Annotated in this window: 16 protein-coding genes; 8 read left to right on the top strand and 8 right to left on the bottom strand. The window is 68.3% G+C overall.

Annotated elements, in window-relative coordinates:
• Positions 1-393 precede the first annotated feature (393 nt).
• The 3 genes from ABT009_RS45785 to ABT009_RS45775 all read right to left on the bottom strand — a co-directional run bounded on the left by ABT009_RS45785 (position 394) and on the right by ABT009_RS45775 (position 5,323).
• A complete protein-coding gene (locus tag ABT009_RS45785; protein WP_351308872.1) occupies positions 394-1,968 on the bottom strand; it encodes a right-handed parallel beta-helix repeat-containing protein in 1,575 nt (524 codons plus the stop codon).
• Positions 1,969-2,393: 425 nt separating this feature from the next.
• Positions 2,394-4,601, bottom strand: coding sequence for an ATP-binding protein (locus ABT009_RS45780; protein WP_351308869.1), 2,208 nt, complete (start codon positions 4,599-4,601; stop codon positions 2,394-2,396).
• A 239-nt stretch (positions 4,602-4,840) separates the two neighbouring features.
• Positions 4,841-5,323, bottom strand: coding sequence for a hypothetical protein (locus tag ABT009_RS45775; protein WP_351308866.1), 483 nt, complete (start codon positions 5,321-5,323; stop codon positions 4,841-4,843).
• A gap of 102 nt (positions 5,324-5,425) precedes the next feature.
• Here ABT009_RS45775 and ABT009_RS45770 point away from each other — a divergent pair, with 102 nt between their 5' ends.
• The 5 genes from ABT009_RS45770 (at position 5,426) to ABT009_RS45750 (ending at position 9,764) form a co-directional block, all read left to right on the top strand.
• A complete protein-coding gene (locus ABT009_RS45770; RefSeq protein ID WP_351308863.1) occupies positions 5,426-6,118 on the top strand; it encodes a response regulator transcription factor in 693 nt (230 codons plus the stop codon).
• Entirely contained in the window at positions 6,115-7,422 is a 1,308-nt protein-coding gene (locus tag ABT009_RS45765) for a sensor histidine kinase (protein ID WP_351308860.1), read from the top strand. The genes ABT009_RS45770 and ABT009_RS45765 overlap by 4 nt, the downstream gene beginning before the upstream one ends.
• An 85-nt stretch (positions 7,423-7,507) precedes the next feature.
• Positions 7,508-8,074, top strand: coding sequence for a PepSY domain-containing protein (locus ABT009_RS45760; RefSeq protein WP_351308857.1), 567 nt, complete (start codon positions 7,508-7,510; stop codon positions 8,072-8,074).
• Between the two features lie 276 nt (positions 8,075-8,350).
• The gene (locus ABT009_RS45755; RefSeq protein ID WP_351308854.1) at positions 8,351-8,728 is read left to right on the top strand and encodes a nuclear transport factor 2 family protein; all 378 of its coding nucleotides are present in this window, start codon (positions 8,351-8,353) and stop codon (positions 8,726-8,728) included.
• 622 nt (positions 8,729-9,350) lie between these two features.
• On the top strand, positions 9,351-9,764 hold the full coding sequence (locus tag ABT009_RS45750; RefSeq protein ID WP_351308851.1) for a nuclear transport factor 2 family protein: 414 nt from the start codon (positions 9,351-9,353) through the stop codon (positions 9,762-9,764).
• Between the two features lie 370 nt (positions 9,765-10,134).
• Here ABT009_RS45750 and ABT009_RS45745 read toward each other — a convergent pair whose 3' ends face one another.
• The 4 genes from ABT009_RS45745 to ABT009_RS45730 all read right to left on the bottom strand — a co-directional run bounded on the left by ABT009_RS45745 (position 10,135) and on the right by ABT009_RS45730 (position 13,445).
• Positions 10,135-10,806 (bottom strand): MBL fold metallo-hydrolase, encoded by a 672-nt coding sequence (locus tag ABT009_RS45745; RefSeq protein WP_351308848.1) that lies wholly within the window; start codon positions 10,804-10,806, stop codon positions 10,135-10,137.
• A gap of 160 nt (positions 10,807-10,966) precedes the next feature.
• Positions 10,967-11,800 (bottom strand): helix-turn-helix domain-containing protein, encoded by an 834-nt coding sequence (locus ABT009_RS45740; RefSeq protein ID WP_351308845.1) that lies wholly within the window; start codon positions 11,798-11,800, stop codon positions 10,967-10,969.
• Positions 11,801-11,891: 91 nt separating this feature from the next.
• Positions 11,892-12,875, bottom strand: coding sequence for a phage baseplate protein (locus ABT009_RS45735; protein WP_351308842.1), 984 nt, complete (start codon positions 12,873-12,875; stop codon positions 11,892-11,894).
• 138 nt (positions 12,876-13,013) lie between these two features.
• Positions 13,014-13,445, bottom strand: coding sequence for an SH3 domain-containing protein (locus ABT009_RS45730; protein ID WP_351308839.1), 432 nt, complete (start codon positions 13,443-13,445; stop codon positions 13,014-13,016).
• A 1,050-nt stretch (positions 13,446-14,495) separates the two neighbouring features.
• Here ABT009_RS45730 and ABT009_RS45725 point away from each other — a divergent pair.
• Both ABT009_RS45725 and ABT009_RS45720 read left to right on the top strand, forming a co-directional pair.
• The gene (locus ABT009_RS45725; RefSeq protein ID WP_351308836.1) at positions 14,496-14,708 is read left to right on the top strand and encodes a hypothetical protein; all 213 of its coding nucleotides are present in this window, start codon (positions 14,496-14,498) and stop codon (positions 14,706-14,708) included.
• A 174-nt stretch (positions 14,709-14,882) separates the two neighbouring features.
• A complete protein-coding gene (locus ABT009_RS45720) occupies positions 14,883-17,441 on the top strand; it encodes a Pls/PosA family non-ribosomal peptide synthetase (RefSeq protein WP_351308833.1) in 2,559 nt (852 codons plus the stop codon).
• 101 nt (positions 17,442-17,542) lie between these two features.
• On the opposite strand, the gene ABT009_RS45715 is transcribed toward ABT009_RS45720, so the two are convergent.
• Positions 17,543-18,922 (bottom strand): hypothetical protein, encoded by a 1,380-nt coding sequence (locus ABT009_RS45715; protein WP_351308830.1) that lies wholly within the window; start codon positions 18,920-18,922, stop codon positions 17,543-17,545.
• Positions 18,923-19,628: 706 nt separating this feature from the next.
• On the opposite strand from ABT009_RS45715, the gene ABT009_RS45710 reads away from it, so the two are divergent.
• A complete protein-coding gene (locus ABT009_RS45710; RefSeq protein WP_351308827.1) occupies positions 19,629-20,426 on the top strand; it encodes a bestrophin-like domain in 798 nt (265 codons plus the stop codon).
• Positions 20,427-20,671 lie beyond the last annotated feature (245 nt).

The following is a 20,671-nucleotide window of genomic DNA, read 5'->3' as shown; positions in this document are numbered from 1 at the left end:
CGGCCTCGCTGGGCCGGCCGACCACGTCGCCGGGGTCAACGTGCGCGACCGCGCACGCTCGGCGTGGGCATTCGTCACCATGCCCGTCCCGCCACAGGTATAGCCGGAAAGCGGGAGATGCGACCCGTGACCGTCCTGTCGTAGGGGACAGTCGGGAACGCGACAAGGTGTGAACGACCGGGTACACAAGCTCGGCCGCTCACGGCCGAGAAGGTGACTTCGTGCGGACCTTCGGCGTCACACCGTGCGTCGAATGCCGTTCTGGGCGGCGGAGAGCCGGTGAGATCACTGGCCGAGCCGGCCCATCCGGACGAACCGGATGGGCCGGCCAGGGCCATCGCCGTGCCGGGCTGCGGTGCCGGTCGGGGGCGACCCGCTGGGCGACGGGGTCGGTTACGGCGTTACCGGGTTGCCGCCGAAGGTCACGACGAGGCGGCCATCCGTGGCGAAGGACCAACCCAGGGCACCGGTGTACGAGGAGCACCGGGACCCGTTCGAGCCGGACCAGAACTGGTTCGAGCTGTCGGCGTCACCGATGATCCTGTCGTTCGTCCCGCTGCTGCTGCGGCACGAGGTGTTGTTGCGGAACACCGAGGTGCCGCCGTCGAAGTTGAAGTTGCGCTCGGTGTTGTCGATGCTCACGTTGTTCGACACCGTCATCGTGCCCGGGTTGCTGTTCCAGGTGAACCCGTGCTTGCCGTTGGCGTAGGCGATGCTGTGCTGGACGACGTGGTTCACCGCGATGTCGTCGCCGCCGAGCTTGTAGCCGTTGCGGTCGCCGTTGCCGGCCTGGGAGCCGTCGCTGAGGGTGCCGTTGTCGTAGGCGAGGGAGTACTCGATGGTCACCGGGCCGATGGCGCCCGTGTCCGTCTTGGTGTAGAGGTCCCAGCCGTCGTCGATGTTGTTGTGGGAGACGGCGTAGCGGAAGACGTTCCCGTTGCCGGTGGTGAGCTTCGCGGCGAAGCCGTCGGCGTCCTCGCCGTCGGAGTCGGCGTTGTCGTGCGACTCCGCGCTGAGGATGAGGTTGTCGGACGGCCACTCGCTGCTCGGGGTGCTGGAGGAGATCCGGCCGAGCTGCAGGCCCGTGTCGCGGTTGTAGCGGGTCACCGTGCGCTCGATGACGTTGTCGCTGCCGCCGACGTAGATGCCGTTGTCACCGGCGCGCTCGACGACGAGGCCGTAGATGTGCCAGTAGTTGGCGTTCAGCTGGAGCCCGCGGTTCGACGAACTCTCGCTCTGCGCCGAGAAGTTCAGTACCGGAGTCTCACCCGGGTAGGCGGACAGTTTCGTGCGGGCGCTCGAGGTGCCGTTGTTGCCCGGCGGGATGGTGACGGTCTGGGATAAGGGGTAGGTCCCGCCGCGCATATAGATCGTCCCGCCGGGAGTGATGCGGCTGATCGCCGAGGTGAGCGTCGTCGGGGCCGACTGCGTTCCGGCTGCGCTGTCGCTGCCGTTCGGCGCCACGTACAGCGCGGAGCCCGACGGCGGCGTGGTGGTGTCGCCCAACTCGACATCGAGGTAGTCGATGTTCGCCAGGCCGGCGGAGGCGGTGGGGTTGAGCCGGATGGTGTTGCTGCCCGAACTCACTGGAACTGTGAGCGTCTTCGTCGTCCACGTGTCCCACGTGCCGGTGCTCTCGAACGACGCCGACGCGGCCGCCGAGCCGTTCACCGTGATGTCCGCGGGCCGTGCCGCGGTGGTTCCGTTGGCGAAGCGGACCTGCAGTGTCGCCGTGCCTGCGGTGGAGGCGTTCACGGTGAACTGTGCGTAGGCGCCGACCGCGTTGGTGCCGTTGCAGAATCCGCTGCCGGAGTAGCCGGACCAGTCGGAGTCGATGGTGCCGGTGCAGACCGCCGGGGAGGTCTCCGCCTCATAACGGGTGGTCGCGGCCTGCGCCGTGGTGCCGGACAGCGCGACGAGCGCGCCCGCCAGCAAGCTGACGCACGCGATGACGGGTCTCAATTGCATTGTCTGTCTCCAGGTTGGTTGGCTCGTCTGACCAGGGGTTCAGAGAAAGGGGCGGTTGAGGAACAGCACGGCGCGGGGGTGCCGCGTGGGATCGCTCTTCCGCCGCGCGTTCTTCCCAGAGGTGACGCTTCTTCCCAGAGGTGAAAGCACGGCGGCGATCGGGCCGGGCGCCAAGAGAAACACACGCATGGGGTGACCCCTTTCTGTGGCAGTTCCGGGTGGGGCGATGCGGCCGGTTCCACGGCATGAACGGGCCCGAAAGCAGGGCCGCATCCGAACAGGGGGGAAAGCGCTTTCTCGGGGACGGTAGGGCGGTTGCCGTGAACGCGTCAATAGACTTGTACTTGATTCTTATTCACGGACATGAACAACCTCATGATGGACCCTCACAGGCGCTCGCGTCGGTCAAGGTGCAGCCCCGAGCCTCAGCTCGCCGCCTTTCCACCATTCGTGGGGGAGGGGGCGGGCTCGCGCCTGTCCGGGTTCTGGGAGGCATCCGATGCGGGCTGGGGCTCACGCTGTGGCTGCTCCCGGCCCACCTGCTCGGAATGCTGCCCGTCCAGCACCCGGGCCACCGCCGCATCCATGCCGAGCTGCTCCCCGGCGCGCAGGCACTCCTCGTACTGTTCATCGCCCAGCTGGTCGCGCACCAGCGCCTCGCACAACTCGTGCGACGTGTTGAACTGGCTCGAGCCGAAGCGCGGTAGCCCGACCGAAGGCCAGATCCGGCTCGCGGCCCCCTGGAGCAGAGCGGCCTCCGCGAGATTCCCGTCCTCCGCCGTGACCAGCGCCAATGTCTCGATCGCGAGCACCGTGCCCAGGAGATCGTGAAACCCGTGGCAGATGACGAGGAACTGCTCCAGTTGCTCCCGTGCCCCCGCCAGATCGCGGTCGGCCCAGGACGCGAACGCCAGGACGTACAGCGCGTACGCCAGGGCCCAGCGCTCGCCGTGGTCCTCGCACACGATCCGCACGTCCTCGCAGAGCATGACCGCGCCCGGCAGATCGCCCTGCAAGGCCATGGCCATCGCCAGCGCAGCCTGGCACATCAGCACAGTGCCGTTGAGTTCGCCGATCTCGTGGTACTGGTCGAGGGCCGACCGCAGCAGTTGCATGGCATCCGGCACGTCGCCCGTGACCAGCGTCAGAAACCCGATCTGGTGCACCGCGTAGGTGGCCGCCGTGATGTTGCTGATACGTTTCGCCTCGTCCTGGCACTCCTGCAGCGCGGCCAGCGCAGGCACCATGTCGCCCTGCAGGATCGCCACATAGCCGAGCGCCCACAGCGCCTTCAGCCGCGCGTCCTCGTGGCCGCCGGCCTGCTCCAGGCTCCGCTCCAGCCAGTGCCGGCCCTCCGCCAGCCGCCCGCAGCCCACCCAGTAGAACCACAGAGTGCCCGCCAGATGCTGGCCCAGATGCGCCTCGCCCGGCTCCGACAGGCAGTGCTCCAAGGCGATCCGCAGATTCGGCAGATCCGCATCGACACGCGCGGGGACCTCGGACTGCCGCGGCGAGAACCAATCCAGCTCGCACCAGGTCGCCAGACCCATGTACCAGTCACGGTGCCGACGCCGCACCCGGGCGCTGTCGCCCATCGCCTCCAGCCAGTCGGCGCCATACGCCCTGACGGTGTCCAGCATCCGGTAGCGCACGCCCGCCGGAGTCTCCTCGCGGATCACCACCGACTGCGCGAGCAGCTCCTCCAGCGTGTCCAGTGCCGCATCGTCGGTCAGCCCCCACCCGCCGCACACGTATTCGGCCGCCTCGAGATGGAAGCGCCCCGAGAACACGGAGAGCCGCGCCCACAGCAGCCGCTCGTCGGGAGTGCACAGCTCATGGCTCCAGCCGATGGCAGTACGCAGCGTCTGGTGCCGCGGCAGGGCCCCGCGCCCGCCGCCGGTCAGCAGCCGGAACCGGTCGTCCAGCCGGGACAGCAGCTGCGCTGGAGACAGCGCCCGCAACCTGCCCGCGGCCAGTTCGACCGCCAGCGGAATCCCATCCAGGCGCCGGCACACCTCCAGGACGTCGGGGAGATTGCCGTCGTGCAGCGCGAAGTCCGGCAGCACGGATGCGGCACGGTCCGCGAGCAGCTCCGCGGCCTCTCGCGCGGGCATCGGGGAGAGTGGGAACAGCCGCTCGCCCTCGATGCCCAGCGGCCTGCGCCCCACGGCCAGCACCCGCAGTCCTGGCGCCCGGATCAGCAGGTCCCGCACCAGCGACCCGCTCGCGTCGACGAGGTGCTCGAACCCGTCGAGTACGAGCAGGAGTTGGCGCTCCGCAAGATGCTCGAGGAGAACTTGGCGCGGCGGCCGGGACGTGTGGTCTGTGAGCTCCAGCGCCTCGGCGACCGCGTACTCGACGAGGTTCGCCTCGCGTACAGACGCCAGCTCCACGCGCCAGACGCCGTCACGCGGCTCGACCCGTGACGCGGCCCGCGCAGCGAGCCGCGACTTGCCGACCCCGCCGACGCCGGTGACGGTGACCAGCCGTTCTGCCTCCAGCGCGTCGCTCAGCTCGGCGAGTTCGGCCGCCCGGCCCACGAAGGCGTTGAGCTCCAAGGCCAGGTTGCCGGGCTTCGGCGGCCGGCGGGCGGAGTTGCTCGAACCGTGACTCGAGCTGTCTAAGCGTCGCATGACAGACGCAGAGTACTCGTGCACATATAAAGCGCACTAATCGCCATCCTGTGGCGGGCACCGCCGACGCCATCGGTGCCGGTGCCTCACCGTGGGTGGCCGAAGTTCCCGAGCCCTGCAGCGACTCGGCTGCCGATGAGGATCTGGGAATGGGACGACGCCTCGTGATTTGATCCACGGTGGGGCCGATGGCCGCCAGGCGCCCAGGGTGGCGATCGTGTCGCTCATATGCACGCCGGTCAGTCGTCCTGTTTCCACGACGCGGTGGGTTGGCCGCCCGTGCATCGCACCCGCATTTCGACTTTGCCCCCGGCTCCCTCGAAGATGACCTCCGCGTGCTCGTCGGGACCCCGGTCCGCGCGTTTGACGCCGAAGCCCTGTGCGGGTGCCCATGACAGCAGCCGCACCGTCGAGCCGTTGCACTCGGCGATGGCCGTCCCGCCCGGAGTGGACAGCGTCTTCTTGACCGCGGTGGTGGATGGGGCCTGGGTGGTCGGTGCGGCGGTCGGAGTCGGGGTGGGTGACCCCGTGCTCTGTTCAGCCGAGGGCGAGGCCGTCGCCGATGCGAGTTGCCGCTCGACCTGCTCCGGGGTGAGCACCCCGCCGTCTGTGGAGGCAGCGATCCCGTCGCCGATGACCTGGACGGCGGCCAGGCCGGTGAGTGTGGCGGCCACGGCGGCGGCCGTCCAACCGGCCACGGCGAGAAGAGCGCGGGGAGGCATGCGCACGACTATGCCGCGGTAGTCGTTAAGGACGGAACCGGGGAACCCTAAGGGACGGTTAACGGCCTTGCCGCACACGCCGGTTCGGATAGCGTGCCTGCTGTGGTGCGCCTGCTGCTGATCGAAGACGACCCGACGATACGGACGCCGCTGACCCATGCCTTGCGCGAGCGCGGCCATGCCGTCGCTGCCGCGCACACTGCGATGGGCGGTCTGCAGACGACGCTGGACGAGCGTCCGGATCTCGTGGTGCTCGACCTCGGCCTGCCGGATCTGGACGGCATCGAACTGCTGCGCATGCTGCGCGCGGTCAGCTCCGTACCGGTGATCATCGCGACGGCGAGGGACGACGAGGCAGAGATCATCCGAGGGCTGGACGTCGGCGCCGACGACTATGTGGTGAAGCCGTTCACCGCCGCCCAACTCGAGGCGCGTGTCCGGGCGGTACTGCGGCGGGGAGCCGGCCACCAGGACGGTGCCGCCGTGGCCGTCGTCGGTGACCTGCGTATCGACCCGGGCGCCCGTGAGGCGAGCCTGGCCGGTGTCCTGCTCGATCTCACTCCCCGCGAGTTCGACCTGCTGCATCATCTCGCCAGCCGGGCCGGGCAGGTCGTCACCAAGCGGGAACTGCTCACCGACGTATGGCACATTCCCTACGGCAGCGCTGACAAGACGGTCGACGTGCACCTGTCCTGGCTGCGCCGGAAACTCGGTGAAACCGCGCAGGAGCCTCGTTACCTGCACACCGTGCGGGGAGTCGGGGTCCGGCTCAGTGCTCCCACGGACCGGCGATGAGACGCCGGCTGACACTGCTCGTCGCGGCCACCATGTGCCTGGCTCTGCTCGCCTTCGTGGTGCCACTCGCGCTGCTGCTCCGTACGGTGGCGCAGGACCGGGCCGTCGTCGCCGCCGGCGCCGATGCCCAGAGCCTTGTCTCGCTGGTGGGGACCGCCGACCCGGACACTCTGCGGTTCAGCGTCGAACACATGGCCGCCGGGTCCCGAAGCCCGATCACCGTATTCCTGCCCGACGGATCCGTGCTGGGCACGCCGGCGCCACGGACCAGCGCCGTGCGGCTCGCGGCCCAAGCGGGCGTCAGCCGGACCGTCGAGCGTCCCGACGGCCGTGAAATCGTCGTGGCGGTGCTGGGCCGGCCGGACGGCACCGCAGTGATCCGCGCGTTCGTGCCCACTGCCGAAATGACCCGCGGGGTGGCCCGGGCCTGGCTGGTGCTCGTCGGCCTCGGCGTCGCACTCCTGCTGCTCGGCCTGTTCGTCGCCGACCGGCTCAGCCGCACCCTGGTCGCCCCCATCGCGGAGCTGTCCGCCGTGTCCCATCAGCTGGCACGGGCCGACCTCACGGCACGCGCCCGCCCGGTCGGACCCCCGGAGCTGCGCGAGGTCGCCGGCGCGCTCAACCACCTCGCCGGGCGGATCCAGGAGCTGCTCCGAGACGAGCGCGAACAGGTCGCGGACCTGTCACACCGACTACGTGCACCCCTGACCTCACTGCGGCTGGAGGCCGAGTCACTGAGCGACGCGACCGACGCAGCCCGCATCGCCGCGCGTGTGGACGCCATGGAACGGGCGGTCACCGGCCTGATCAGCCAGGCCCGCCACCGTCGGGAGGCGTACGCCGCCGCGGCCTGCGAGGCGACCGCTGCGGTACGCGACCGGGTGGCGTTTTGGACCGTGCTGGCCGAGGACACCGGCCGGGCGGTCACCCTGGACATGGCGGCGACCGGTCCGCTGCCCGTCGGGGTACCCGCCGACGAACTCGCCGCCGCTCTGGACGCATTGCTCGGCAACGTCTTCGCCCACACGCCCGACGGCACCGCGTTCGCCATCACCTTGACGCCCAGGGCCGGAGGCGGAGCCCTGCTGACGGTGGCGGACGACGGCCCCGGTCTCTCGGCCGACCAGGTCCGGCGAGGCGCGAGCGGCGGCGGGTCAACCGGCCTCGGACTCGACATCGCCCGTCGCGCGGCCCAATCCAGCGGCGGGCGGCTGGACCTGGCGACCGGCCCGGCCGGCGGCGCCCGGGTGACGCTGGAACTGGGCCCGCCCTCGTCCGGCCCGACCCCGAAGACACCGCTTTAGCCCGCTCTTAGCAGTCACGCAGCGCGGCACTATCCCGACTCGGGCGAACCTCGGAGCACCACACGGCAATCGCAGGAGGTTCGCCATGAAACGCACATCCGTGATCCTGCTCACCGCGGGGGCCCTGGCTGCCGCGATCACCGGCACCGCTCTCGCGGGCAGCCAGGACGTGACCCCCACCCGGAACACATCGTCGGTCGCGACCGCGACACCAACGCTCGTTGCCCAGTCCGATGTGACGGCGGGTCCGACAGCCACCACGTCGGTCAGCCGCGGACGCGCCGTCGAGATCGCCCTTGCCCACGTAGGCGGTGGGCAGCTCGTCGAGGTCGAGCCGGAAGTGGAGCACGGCCGTCCGGCTTGGAGCGTGAAGATCGTCAAGAACGGCAGCCGGCACAAGATTTACGTCGACCGGAGCAGCGGCCAGATCATGAGGGTGGAGCAGGAGTCGGTCTCCAACGATCGCCGCCGTGACGACAAGAGCGGCGCCATCGATGACCGCGGCGGGAGTGACGACGGCAGCGGGAATGACGACCGCGGTGCCAGCGACGACCGCCGCGGTTCGGACGACTCCGGGAGTGACGACCACGGCCGCCACCGCGGTGGCAGTGACGACATGGGCGGCGACACCCACGGTCGAGACCGCGACTGAGCGTGCCGCTCACAGGTGGATCGCAGGGGCGGGAGCGATCGCAGTACTGCTGCAGACGCTCCCGCACCGGCCTGTGCTGTGAAGTAGAGCGTCATATCGCGCATTCATGCCCACAGCGCACACGGGCGGACCTGGCGTCGGCAGTCTCGGGTGGCCCCGCTTGTGAGGGGATTTCGGACCCACTTTGCGATCCCTGAGGCGCGATCTGTCAATGTGATTTGGTCCCACCGAGCATCACGGTCGGGGCTTGTCGGTGGGGCCTGTCAGGATGCGCTCATGGAACCTTCGGAGATCGTTCAGGGGTTTTGGGATCGCATGCAGGCCCGGGACTGGGAAGGGCTCGGTGAGTTGCTCGCCGATGACCTGGTGGTGGACTGGCCGGTCAGTGGCGAGCGGATCGTGGGTTGCGGGAACTTCGTGAGCATCAACGCGGAGTATCCGGAGGGGTGGTCGATCAGGGTGCTGCGGATTGTGGCGGACGGCGAGGTCGTGGTCTCGGAGGTGGAAGTCCCTCACGACACGATGGGGGTCCACCGTGTCGTGTCGCTCTGGACCGTCCGGGACGGGAAGATCGTTGGCGGCCGGGAGTACTGGACGGAGCTGGGCTCGGACCCATCGCCGGAGTGGCGGGCTGCATTTGTGCAGCGGCTGTGACCAGGCGTTAATGATCATGTGATCGGCCGTCGGCGCTTGTCGTCGGCAGCAGCTCGATCTGCGGTGCTCAGCCGGTGTTCTGCTGGGTCTTTGTATGCCAACAAGTGTGCGATGACGCCCGGGGTCACCGGGGAGACCGTGGACGGCATATCCCTGGAGAAGAGACCCGCGGGCTGGACCAGCGGCCCGTCTCGAACGGCTCGTCCGGCAGCGGTTTCAGCAGCGGCTGTTCGGCGGCGAAGTACCCACCGGCCGTCCTGGGCCGGGCCCCGATCCGGCGCCGGTCGTCCTCGGAATCCCAATGTTCGATCCGTGCATTGAGCTCGGCCAGCGTGGCGGTCGGGACCAGGTGGTTGCGGCAGAACCGTCCGACCTCGCCCTCGACACCGCCTTTCTCGTGTGCGCGGCCTTCAACCCGGGCCGGCAGTAGAAGACCTCCGGGCCGTATTCTCTGTGTGCAAGTCGGTGGCGGGCTGTGCGGTGATGGGAGACGATCACGAGAACACCGCCCCTCCTGTCCGAAGCCCTCGGCTCGTTGCAGTGACCAGCGGGAGTGGCACCGCTCTGACGTTGACCGACAATATGGCTCGGGCTTTCGGCTGCCGGGCCGGAGAGGACACGCGTGTCGCTCGCTCTTGAAGACCGCTTGGCCATTGCCGAACTGGTCTCCCTGCACGGCCACCTTGTCGATGACGGAAGCCTTGAGCGGTTGGAGGAGCTGTTCACCGCGGATGTCGTCTACGACCTGACCGACTTCGGCCAAGGTCGTCTGGTGGGAGTCGAAGCCATCCGGGAAGCGGCTCTGGCGCTGGGAGCCGCCAATCCCGTTGCGCATCACGTCACCAACATCGTCATCGCCGAGTCGGCAGACGGCCGGATACGGGTCCGGTCCAAGGGGTTGGGCGTCAAGGCCGATGGCTCCTGCGGATCCGTCTCTTATGACGACATCGCCGTGCGCGCTCGTGATGGGTGGCGGATCTGCTATCGCAAGGTTTCGGCACGGCGTACTCCCTTGAACGGCGTGACACAACCCTGAGCGACCGGGCGTGCCATGCCTGGGAATGACTCAAATTGGAAATCGGTGAGAGAAGGTTCGACTCCTCGGCCATCCGGTAGGCGGCGGTGTGCCGCAGCGCGTGCAGCGTCGCCGAGGTGCCGGTCTTGGAGCTGACGCGCTCGAACATCCGGTGAGCCGCGTGGTGCGTCAGCGGCCGGGACGGGTTGCGCAACGTCCACCACAGCGGCAGCTGCCGCTCCCAGCCAAGGCCGATGGAGCCACCTATGGCTGCCACGTGCCACGTGGGGCCCACGAACCGCTGTCAAAGCTACGGATCCGACGATGTCGGGCAAGAACGCAGCGCGTTCGACCATGGAGACCAAACCGCCAGTCTGCCGAAAGCGGAGGGTCACGTGGTTGCGGCCGACGCTTCTTGCAGGGCCGCCGCAGCGCCGCGGGTGATCGGGTCGCCGTGTCCGAATACTGCCGTGTCGACGTCCAGTTCGGCCAGCCGGCACAGTGACTCCATGGCCCGGGCGCGGTCAGTGTTGAAGACACCCAGCGTGGTCCGGCCGACGTTGGCGACCGCATCGCCGGTGAACAGCACCCTTGGCCCGGGCAGATGGAGCGCGATCGACCCGTCCGTGTGCCCGGGCACCGCGACCACCACCGCCTCGCCGCCGAACGCCAGCACATCGCCGTCCTGGACCTCCTGGTCCACGCGGCACGGCGGAGCTGGTGGCAGCGGCGGAAGCGCCGCTCTGATCGGTTCCTCGAACTGCTCCAGTACTGCCGGCTCCCCGACCGCCTCCCCCCGGATCACCGGAGCCTCCAGTCGATGCGCGAACACCTCCGCTCCGTGCCGTATGGCCAGTTCGGCTGCCGAGCCAGTGTGATCCTCGTGCCAATGCGTCAGCACGATGCGCCGCAATTCTCCGTCCAGCACTCTTTCGATCTCCCCGGCACAGTCAGCCGTCCCGGTGTCGATCAGGTTCAGCTCGTCGCCGTCCCGCCACAGATAGGCCGCCCCCACAGGAAAGCGAAGCATGCGCAGTCCTGGTAGTACCTCGACTACATCCATGCGCCCCAGCCTGCACGGCCGTTCTCGCGGTCGTACGGTCGTTCGCTGACGGCTCAGCACGGACATTGCAGCGCCCGCTGACAGCCGAGGGGCCCAGGGAAGGACGCCGAGTGTGCGCTGATGCGCCGCCGACTCCTCGGTGGGGCGGAGGAGAACATCGTCAGTGATTCCCGGGCAGTTCCACCGAGAGCTGTACAGCCCCGGTGCAGGCCAGTTGGTCGGCCACTTCGGCACACGCCTCGGCGCCCTCCGGGCTTGTCGCGGGCAGCATGGGGCTGCTTCTGCCGTGCGTGCGGCTGTCCCGGTGTGAGGCGAGCAGCTCGTCGGTCGCCGACCGGATCGAGATCTTCCGAGTACCGCCGGGCACGTTCGTCTCCACCTCGGACCAGACCGTGGCGCAGGACGGGCTGAACCGGAGCCGTACGGTGTAGGCGCCGTAGGCGACAGTGCTCTCGGTGCGGGCATCCTGATTGCAGTGCGAGAAGTCCGGATACTGCCCCTGGCAGCTCTGCCCGTGGCAGGACGCCGCCCGCCGAATGGGGTCGCCGCCCGCCAGGGCCGGTACGCCCACACCGCAGGCCACGGCGCCCAGCGTGGTGGAGACAGCCAGCATGACGGCGGTCCGCCGCAGCCGCCGCACATGGGCACCCGCAAGGGACGGCAGCAGTACGGGAGCCGGTGGTGCAGGGGGCTGCGCCGCCGCGCTCAGTGGTCCGGTCTCGGCTCGGCAGGCTTCCTCCCACAGTGCGAGCAGCGGCGCCATCTCGGCGTCTGTGAGCCGCCCCAACGCCTCGACCGCCGTACGCGGCGGCAACTTGACGCCGTTGAGATAGCGATGCCAGGCGGACTTGCTGTGGGCAGTGCGTAAGGCGAGAGCGGCCAGGCTCAGCCCGGTCCGCTGTTTGAGGTCGCGCAGCCGCTCCACCAGGAGACGCGCTGCGGGGCCGAGTGACTCGGGCAATGGCCGCCAGCGGGCCGTCCCTTGCTTCTCCATTCCGCTCCCAGTCCGTGATACGACGTCCAGTTCGTCCCAGACGGACTGATATGTACCCATGGGGCGAAGGCCGCCACACGCACGGCCGGAGTCATCGGGTGATCGGCTTGTAGTAGAGAGAGAACCTGCGGTCTCGCACTCGACCTTGGGTGAAGCCCATGCACAGCCAGGGTCCGCCCCGGCGCAGGACGGCCAGGCCCTCCGGCTCGCGCGGGTGGAGCTTTTTCCCGGTGCCGTCCAGCACCTGCTGCAGCACCCGGCCGGTGCGCAGGTCGATGCGGTAGAGCTGGATGTTTCCGCCCGAGGAGGAGGGGTTGCCGGGGCCGTACGCGTTGCCGAGCAGCTGGTAGGCGTACGGCCCGTAGAGCGTCATGCCCTGGAAGGGCAGATCCAGTTGGGCGCCGGGCTGGGCGAAGTCGGTGGCCGGCCGGAAATCCCGGGAGGCGAACTGCGTGAGCCTGTACACCCTGTAGCGCGGCATGCCGTCGAGTTTGTATCGCAGCAGCAGTTGGTCGTTGGCCGGGTCGAGGGCCACGTAGTTGCTCGTGGAACCGGGGACCGGGCGATACGTGGCGATGCGGCGGCTGGCGCGTGTCAGTACCCCGCCCGTGGTGAAGCGGAAGCGGCAGATGCCGCGGCCGTAACCGGAGGCCGGATGCGCATCCCACTCCGTCCACAGCGTGCCGGCATGAGGGGCGGTGTCCTCGATGCCGAGGGCGCCGCCGTGACCGAAGCCCAGTAGGTACATGTGATCGATGAGCGTGCCGTCCATGGTGAGCCGGTTCAGGCACAAGTCGCCGCCGGCTGCACGTTCGGCATGCGTGTAGGCGCGCGGCTCACCCGGCAGCCGGATGCCGCCCTCCATCACCTGGAGCGCGTACATGTGGCCGTGCCGCTCGTCGAAGGTGAAGGACTGCAGCACCGTGGAGTGATGTAGCCGTGCATCCCGGATCCACGGCTTACCCGCCGGGTCCAGGCTCGCCGGCTCCGGATCCGGCGGGGCCAGGCCGGCCGGCTTCGGGTCAGGCGGGGACTGCGTTCTGCCGGCGGGGAGTGCGGTGGCCAGTACAGCCACGGTTCCGAACCCGAGCACGGCCCTGCGGCCCGGGTTTGCTGGAAGGGAAGGAAACATGGGCTCTCCAGACCTCCTCGTCTCATCCGTGGGACGGGGCCCGCCCGCCCCGCTGACAACGGGACGGGCGGGCCGAGCGGCTCAACACCATGGGACAGCGCTCAGGTTGCGGACGTAGCGGGCGGAGACATAGCCCTTCCGGACGGCGAGCTTGTACCAGCGGTGGTTGCCTCGGACGTTGCTCCCGTTCTTCTTGCACTGGATGCGGACCGTGCTGCCGGAGCGCACCGAGCCGATGACCCGGTGGCCGGTGCCGGGGCCGGAGCGGACGTTGAGCGGCAGGTAGCGGGTCACCACTCGGCCCAGGAGGTGACCGGTGCCGACCGCGTGCCGGGAGGTGGAGTTGCCGGGGGCCCACAGCTGCGACGGGGTCACGTGCCGGTTGGCCACGCTCTGCCGATGCGCTGCATGCTGCTGTGACGCGGCGGCGGTGTCGGTGGCGACGGCCGCGGTGGGAAACATCGCGAGCGCCGCGACCGCGGCTACGAAGCCGCGCTGCATCGTGCGATTCATGAGAATCTCCTACGAGGTGCGGTCAGGATCAGCGAAGCGAGACCCTGTGCCGCTGAGCGTTACCGAGGCCCCGGACAAAGATTCCGTCCCACCTGTTTCCGGGAGAAACAGGGACGTCCCACGCTAAGGGACGACTCGATCTCCAGCCGTCGCCGCTCGGCGTGACCGGCCGTGGTTCATACAGGAAGATGAGTGCTCGCGCGTGGCCGCGAAGGTCGACGTCGCCGAGGTCCGCGGAGGTATGCGCCGGCGGTCGTCCGCGAGCTCATGTCCCAGAATCTGGTGGATTCCGGCGGTCGGCTCCCGCGGGAGTCGGCTCGTCGGCCGGTTCCGCGGTCCGCGCCCTGTGCGGAGCTTGAGGACTCTCAACGGTGCCGACCGCCGCCGTCGTAGACCGCGGAGTCGGTCACGGCTCGGTGTTCGCGGTGTTCGCCCGCGGTGTTCGCGGGGGCTTTCGCGGGGGCCAGCCTGCGGGATACATCTCCCTCAAGCTCCCATCGGCGGCTTCCTGGCCGACAACACCGCCAACTCGACGGAAAAAAAGGCCCAGTTCGTCGAGTGCGGTGGGAGACGCTCGGAGCGTCGGGGACGTAGTAATTCGCCTTCGTGTGTGTGCCTGCCGGCCTCAGCGTCGCCGACGCCAAGCACGTACGGGGACGAGTGCCTGAGCGACACCGCTCCGAGCGCCGTGCTGCAGACAACTGCGCCGGGTGTGAGCCTTCAGCACACTGTCGGTGCTGGTCGCCAACGGTTGGGGCGCTTTGCCCTCGAGGTGCCCGGCAGTCGATACGCCGCTACCGTCGAAAGAGGTAACGGTCGCGATCCTGGACACGCTCCGCGATACGTTCCCGTGAGGGTGGGCGTCAGCCGGGGGGCATGCTTCCGGGCCAGCACACGGCGACCTCGACGACAGCGCCGCATCGTTCTTCGAGCGGCATCGTCCAGCAACCTCAGCGGCTCACGCTTACAGCGCCCAAGCCTTCGGCGTGAGGCCGCGGCCATCCATCTCGTGCGGCGACAGCGCGAGAACGTGGAGGAAAGAGCAGACACATGCGAGCACAACGCGCCAAGCGCGCCTTCGCCTGCGTCGCGGCCGGCTTCCTGCTGGCCGGCGGCACCGCAATCGGCACGGCGAGCACGGCCGCCGCGGCGGCCCCCGCCTCGACGAGTGCCTCACCTTCCCAGGACGACAACTGCAAGTGGCACAAGGGCTGGTACGACAGCGAACACAAGTGGCACAAGGGCTACTGGGACTGCAACTGAAGAACGAGGGCAGCGACGAGACCGCCGCGCACGACTACACCGCCGAGGCGGCGGGCCGGGTGCGGCGGGGGAAGAAGGTGAAGTAGGCCAGCAGCGGTTCGCACACACAGTAACGGAGCATGTACTCAGCGAAGCCGCGCGGTCGATAGGGGGCGCCAATCTCGAGGGGCTCGCATGGTGGAGCGAATTTTTGAACACTCGACGAATAAGCCGGATGAATCCCCGATCAGCGAGAGGAAGTACACCAGTCGGCAGGCAGGTCCTGGTAATCATCAGGCAGGCCCTGAGAATCATTTCGCCGAGGTGCTCGCTCAGGTCCTGGGCGTGCAGCAGGTGTCGGTCGACAGCCACTTCTTCGACGACCTCGGTGCCAATTCGCTGGTGATGGCGCAGTTCTGCGCCAGGGTCAGGAAGCGTGCGGACCTGCCGTCCGTGTCAATCAAGGACATCTATCGGAATCCGACAATTCGAAGCCTGGCGAGGGCCGCGGGGAATGCCACGCCCGCCTCCGACTCGTTTCCCCGGGCACCGGCACCGGCACCTGCGGTGACACAGGCGAGTACCCTGCGTTACAGCCTGTGCGGGACGCTGCAGTTGCTGGTGTTCCTGGCATACGTCCTTGTCGTGGGGATGGTGGGCACCCGATGCTACGAATGGGTCGCTGCCGGCTCGGGCTTGACGGACATCTATCTGCGGGCAGTCCTCGTCGGCGGCGCCGGCTTCCTCGGGCTGTGCCTCGTCCCGATCGTGGCCAAATGGATCCTCATCGGGCGCTGGACACCCCGTGAATTCCCCATCTGGGGCCTGACCTATCTGCGGCTCTGGACCGTGAAGGTGCTGCTGCACGCCAATCCGATGTTCTTCCTCATCGGCAATCCACTGCGCGTGCTCTACTTGCGGGCCCTCGGTGCGCGGATCGGAAAGAACGTCACCATCCTCTCCCGTCATGTTCCGATCTGTACCGACCTGCTCACCATCGGTTCCAACACGGTGATCCGTAAGGACACGTACTTCCTCTGTTACCGGGCGCATGCGGGACGTATCCAGACCGGCAGGGTCACCATCGGCAGGGACGCGTTCATCGGCGAGAAGACGGTGCTCGACATCGACACGGCGGTGGGAGACGGAGCCCAGCTCGGTCATGCGTCGTCCCTGCACACCGGTCAGGTGGTCCCGACAGGGGAAAGCTGGCACGGTTCCCCTGCCCAGCGCACGGAGACCGACCATGTGAGGGTGCCACCGGCGACCTGTGGCACGCCCCGCCGTACCCTCTATGGCCTCGCCACCCTGCTCCAGATCTTCTGCTTGGTCGTGCCGCTGGCCGTCGGGGGCTCGTACATGCTGCTCGCCACCGTCCCGGCCGCGGGCCAGATACTGGACGCGGGCCACGACACGGCGGGGGGCATGTCGTCGCAGTTCTACCTGGACGCGGTGCGCACGTCCCTCGTGCTGTTCTTCGGATTCGTCGTCGTGGGCGTGATCGCGCTGTGCAGCGTCCCACGCCTGCTGGCCCGCCTGGTCAAACCGAACACGGTCTACCCGCTGTACGGCCTGCAGTACTCCGCTCACCGGGCGATCACAGTCATGACGAACATCAAGTTCTTCAAGCGCCTCTTCGGCGACAGTTCCTACATCGTTCACTATCTGCGAGGGCTCGGATACAAACTGTCCCCGGTGGAGCAGACCGGATCGAACTTCGGGACGGAAATACACCACGAGTCACCGTTCCTGAGCTCTGTCGGCACGGGAACGATGGTCGCCGACGGCCTCTCGATCGTGAACGCCGACTACTCGAGCACGTCCTTCCGCGTCTCCCGTGCCGCGATCGGACCGGACAACTTCATCGGGAACAACATCGCCTTTCCCTCCGGCGCCAGGACGGGCGACAACTGCCTGCTGGCGACGAAAGTGATGGTGCCGCTCGATGGCAGGGTCCGCGAAGGGGTCGGTCTGCTGGGCTCTCCGCCCTTCGAGATCCCGCGGTCGGTGGAGCGCGACAGCCGGTTCGACCACCTCCGCACCGGGGACCGCCTGCGCCGCCTCCTCGCCGCCAAGAACCGCTACAACCTCCGCACCATGGCGCTGTTCCTGGTCGTGGGGTGGCTCGACTTCTTCGTGATCACATTGCTCGGCATGACAGCCGTCGAGTTGCGCGGTGTGGTGGGAGAGGTGATGGTCGCCGTGTCCTCGGCCCTCGCCCTTGTGTTCACCGCCGTCTACCTCGTGCTCGTGGAGCGTGCCGTCGTGGCGTTCCGCAGGCCGCGACCGCAGTTGTGCTCCATCTACCACCCGGACTTCTGGTTGCACGAACGCCTGTGGAAGCTCCCCGTCGAGTTCTTCCACGTGTTCAACGGCACTCCGTTCAAGCCACTGGCCTGGCGGCTGCTCGGCGCCCGGATCGGCAAGAGGGTCTTCGACGACGGCTGCTACCTGACGGACCGCACGCTCGCCACCGTCGGCGACGACTGCACGCTCAACGCGGGCAGCAGGATCCAGTGCCACTCACAGGAGGATGGCACCTTCAAGTCCGACCACAGCACCCTCGGCGCCGGATCCACGCTCGGTGTCGCCGCCCATGTCCACTACGGCGTGACGATGGGCGACGGCGCGGTGCTCGCCCCCGACTCCTTCCTCATGAAAGGCGAGGAAGTCCCGCAGCACGCCCGCTGGGGCGGGAATCCGGCCACGGAGACGCAGAACGCCGCCGCTCGGGAGGTCGCCGCCGGCGTATGAGGAGGCGCGCGGGGAAGATGCGCCGCTCGCTCGCACTCGCCCATGGGGTCTGCTCCGGCGCTGTACGGCACCGGAGCAGACCCTGCCCGACGTGCGTCAGGTCAGTGCAGGTTCTGGACCGCCGGGTCGGTGAAGCCGACGGCGAAGACCGTGCGCAGGGACGAGGTCGTGGAGCCGTTGTAGCCGTAGCAGGCGTCCAGCGTGCTCGTCGGCGTGTGCTCGTCGTACCGCGAGTCGCTCGGGCTCCAGCAGATGCCCTCGGTCAGCCCCCACAACTCGTCGACCTGGGTCGCGTCGAGCTTCGGCCAGTAGCTCAGGGCCTGCGGCGGACCGGCCGCCCAGTTGCCGCCGGCAGCGCAGGTCGTCCCGGCTCTGGTGTCGCCGATCCACGTGTGGGAGTACACGCCGGGCTGGGTGCCGCAGCCCTTGTGGAAGGCGAAGTTCAGCACGCCCTGGTCGTCGGTCCACGTCATGCCGCCCTGCAGCCCGCGGTAGCGGGAGGCGGCGTAGGCGTCCTGGATGACGGTCTTGCCCCCGGACATGTTGAGGAGCCCGGGGTAGGTCGAGGAGCTCGTCGGGTTGAGCTGGTAGCGCACCACGCGGCCGCCGTCGACCCCGCCGTACCACTCACCGGTGACCAGCTTGTACGGGCTGCCGCCGGTCTTGTCGAGGGAGAGCCAGGAGTAGCAGAGGTGGTCGGGGTCGAGGGTGCCGGCGTTCGCGTCGGAGTCGCACGCGGTGGGCGTGCCCGACTGCTGGTAGTAGTGCACCTCGGGCAGCACGTACGGGTATCCGCATGCGCTGGAGCGGCCGCCGCTGATGCCGTAGGTGTCGACGCCGGAGCCGTAGTCGTCGACCTTGGCGAGCTTGTTGAGGTCGAACACCCGGATGCCGTGTGCGGTGTCCGTGACGTAGATGTAGTTGGCGTACCAGACGATGCCACCGCCATGGCCCGTCACGAACTTGAAGTTCGACGCGCTCGACGAGGTGCTGGTCGGCTCGGCCAGCAGGACGTGGCGGTACTTGCCGGTGTCGCGGTCGATGAGGGTGAGCTTCAGCAGGTTGTCCGTCTTGCAGCCGCTGGATGTCTCCCCGGACAGCGTCTCGTAGTGCCAGGAGACCGCGGCGACGTGGTCACCCTGGATCGCGCCGTCGCTGCCGTCGGCCGTGCCGGTGGTGCTCAGACCCTGCGGGTACCAGTGCTGAGTGGTGTCGTCGCCGTGCGCCGACGACCAGCACCAGGCGACCTTGGTGGTCACCGGCGGCAGCGCCTTGGTCTCGTTGCCCGAGCAGGCCCGCATCGAGCGGAGGTTGAGCCAGGAGTCGGTGGCGCCCGACGAGTTCGTGGTGTAGTTCGTGGTGATGACGTCCGTCAGGCTGGCGTGGTCCGTCAGGTAGTTGTTGTAGAGGTTGTCCGTCGCCGCGGCATAACTGGTGTCCGTCATCTTGAACTGGTCGCCGGACAGCGTCAGTTGCGTCACCGTGGGGGTATCCGCCGCCGTTGCCGGCTGTCCTGTCAGCCCGGCGAACAAAGCGGCCGCGGCCGCGATCACGGCCAGCTGTCTGAACCTTCGTATGGGCGCCACGCGCACCTTCCGTGAAGTGGACCGAGGCATGCTTCGTCTGGAACATGCCAAATTGCGAAAGCGCGTAGATCGTAGGCGCGACATGCGGCAAAGCGCCTCGCATATTCGCACATTTGACCGAGAATTGGTGATGGATTGCCGGAGCCTGCGACCAGGGGGAGCGGGGTCATTTGGGAGGCGGCCGGCCGACAGCACGGCATCCGGCAGACGGACGCCCATCGATCGGTTCGGCTTCCGGATCCCACCAGACACGCATCAGCGCGGCGCGGATGACCCGGCCACCGTGCTCACCCCGCCACCTTTGCCGTGATTCCGGAAGTGCTGTGCGACCTTGAGGGTCCCGGCGGCCTGTGAGCCCCCATTTGGCTCACGAGAGCACTCGGGGTCGATCATTCGGCCTGGTGTGGCGTTCAACGCTCTGAGGTACGCGCCACTAGAAATGAGACTGACTGCTTGGACAAACCGTTCCACGAGGCATCGGGAGGTCTTCGACCTGTGGTCATGCAGCGTTCGTTGAAGGTGATCGACGAGGAGCTCCAGGTCGGGGGGCCGATGTGTCGCCGCCGTGTGACGCTCGTGGGAACACGCTGTAGGTGATGTGGTGAACTGGTTGACCTCGCTGCCGGCGCTGGTGCTGGTTGTGGCCTGGCTCTTCCTTGCCTTTCTGGTCGCGGCCGTGGCGCGGGTCGGCGTCCGGGCGCTCGTACCGGCTGGGGAACAAGACCGGGTGCCGCAGATCGCCACCCCCCTGATGCCCACACTCGGCGCTGCCTTCGCGATCTTTGCGGCACTCTCATTGGCCAGCGAGGCCGGCTACCTGCGTGCAGCAGAGGGGTTGGTGAGCGACGAGGCGGCCGCAGCCTCCCGCCTGGCGTGGGCGGCGACAAGTCCGCGAGTCCAGTCGGAGTCGATCCATGCGCCACTGCTGGACTACCTGCAGACCACGCGTGTCAGGGAATGGGAGAGCGCGGCAGCGGCGTCCGGTGACGACCCGGCCACCGCTCGCGCGATCGCACGGCTGGAGCGGAGCGTGCGCGCCGAGGCGGCCCGGCCCGAGTTGGGAACCCCGGCGAGCACGGAGCTGCTGCTTGCCCTGGACGGCGTCACCAGTAGTCGTCGCGCCCGCGTCGCGGCCGCCTCGCGCGACGTTCCCGCGCTCTACGTCGTCACGCTTGTGGCCAGCGGACTGGCCTTGATCGTGAACGCCGGCGCACTGATCTTCCGCAGCAGCCTGCGCACGTCACTGCTCATCGTGGGCGTTGCGAGTGTGGTCGGGCTGAGCCTGGCGTTGCTCTTCGCACTCAGCGCGCCTTGGAGCGGACCGCTCATCGTGAGTGGGCATCCACTCGACGTCATCATCGAGGACCTGGAGTCCGGCTTCTTCGACGGCAAGCCGTAGGCGGCGGTCCGAGGAGCCGGTCGGACCGGCGGCTTTCATACAGCGAGCCCGGTCGTCTTCTGCCTTGCCGCCCTCGATGCGAACTCTGAACGCAGGCATCCGACCGTACTGACACAGCCCAACTTCGGACACATCAGCCATGCCCAAGCCCTAGGCAGTTTCGTTTGGATCAGTGGGACGTTGATCTGGGCATGTCGCTGACTGACGCCCAGTGGGCGCGGATCGAGCCGTTACTTCCGGACCGG

Origin of the sequence: Streptomyces sp. NPDC002896 (assembly GCF_040295225.1) — a bacterium.
GTDB lineage: Bacteria > Actinomycetota > Actinomycetes > Streptomycetales > Streptomycetaceae > Streptomyces.
This window is presented reverse-complemented; position numbering and strand designations above follow the sequence as displayed.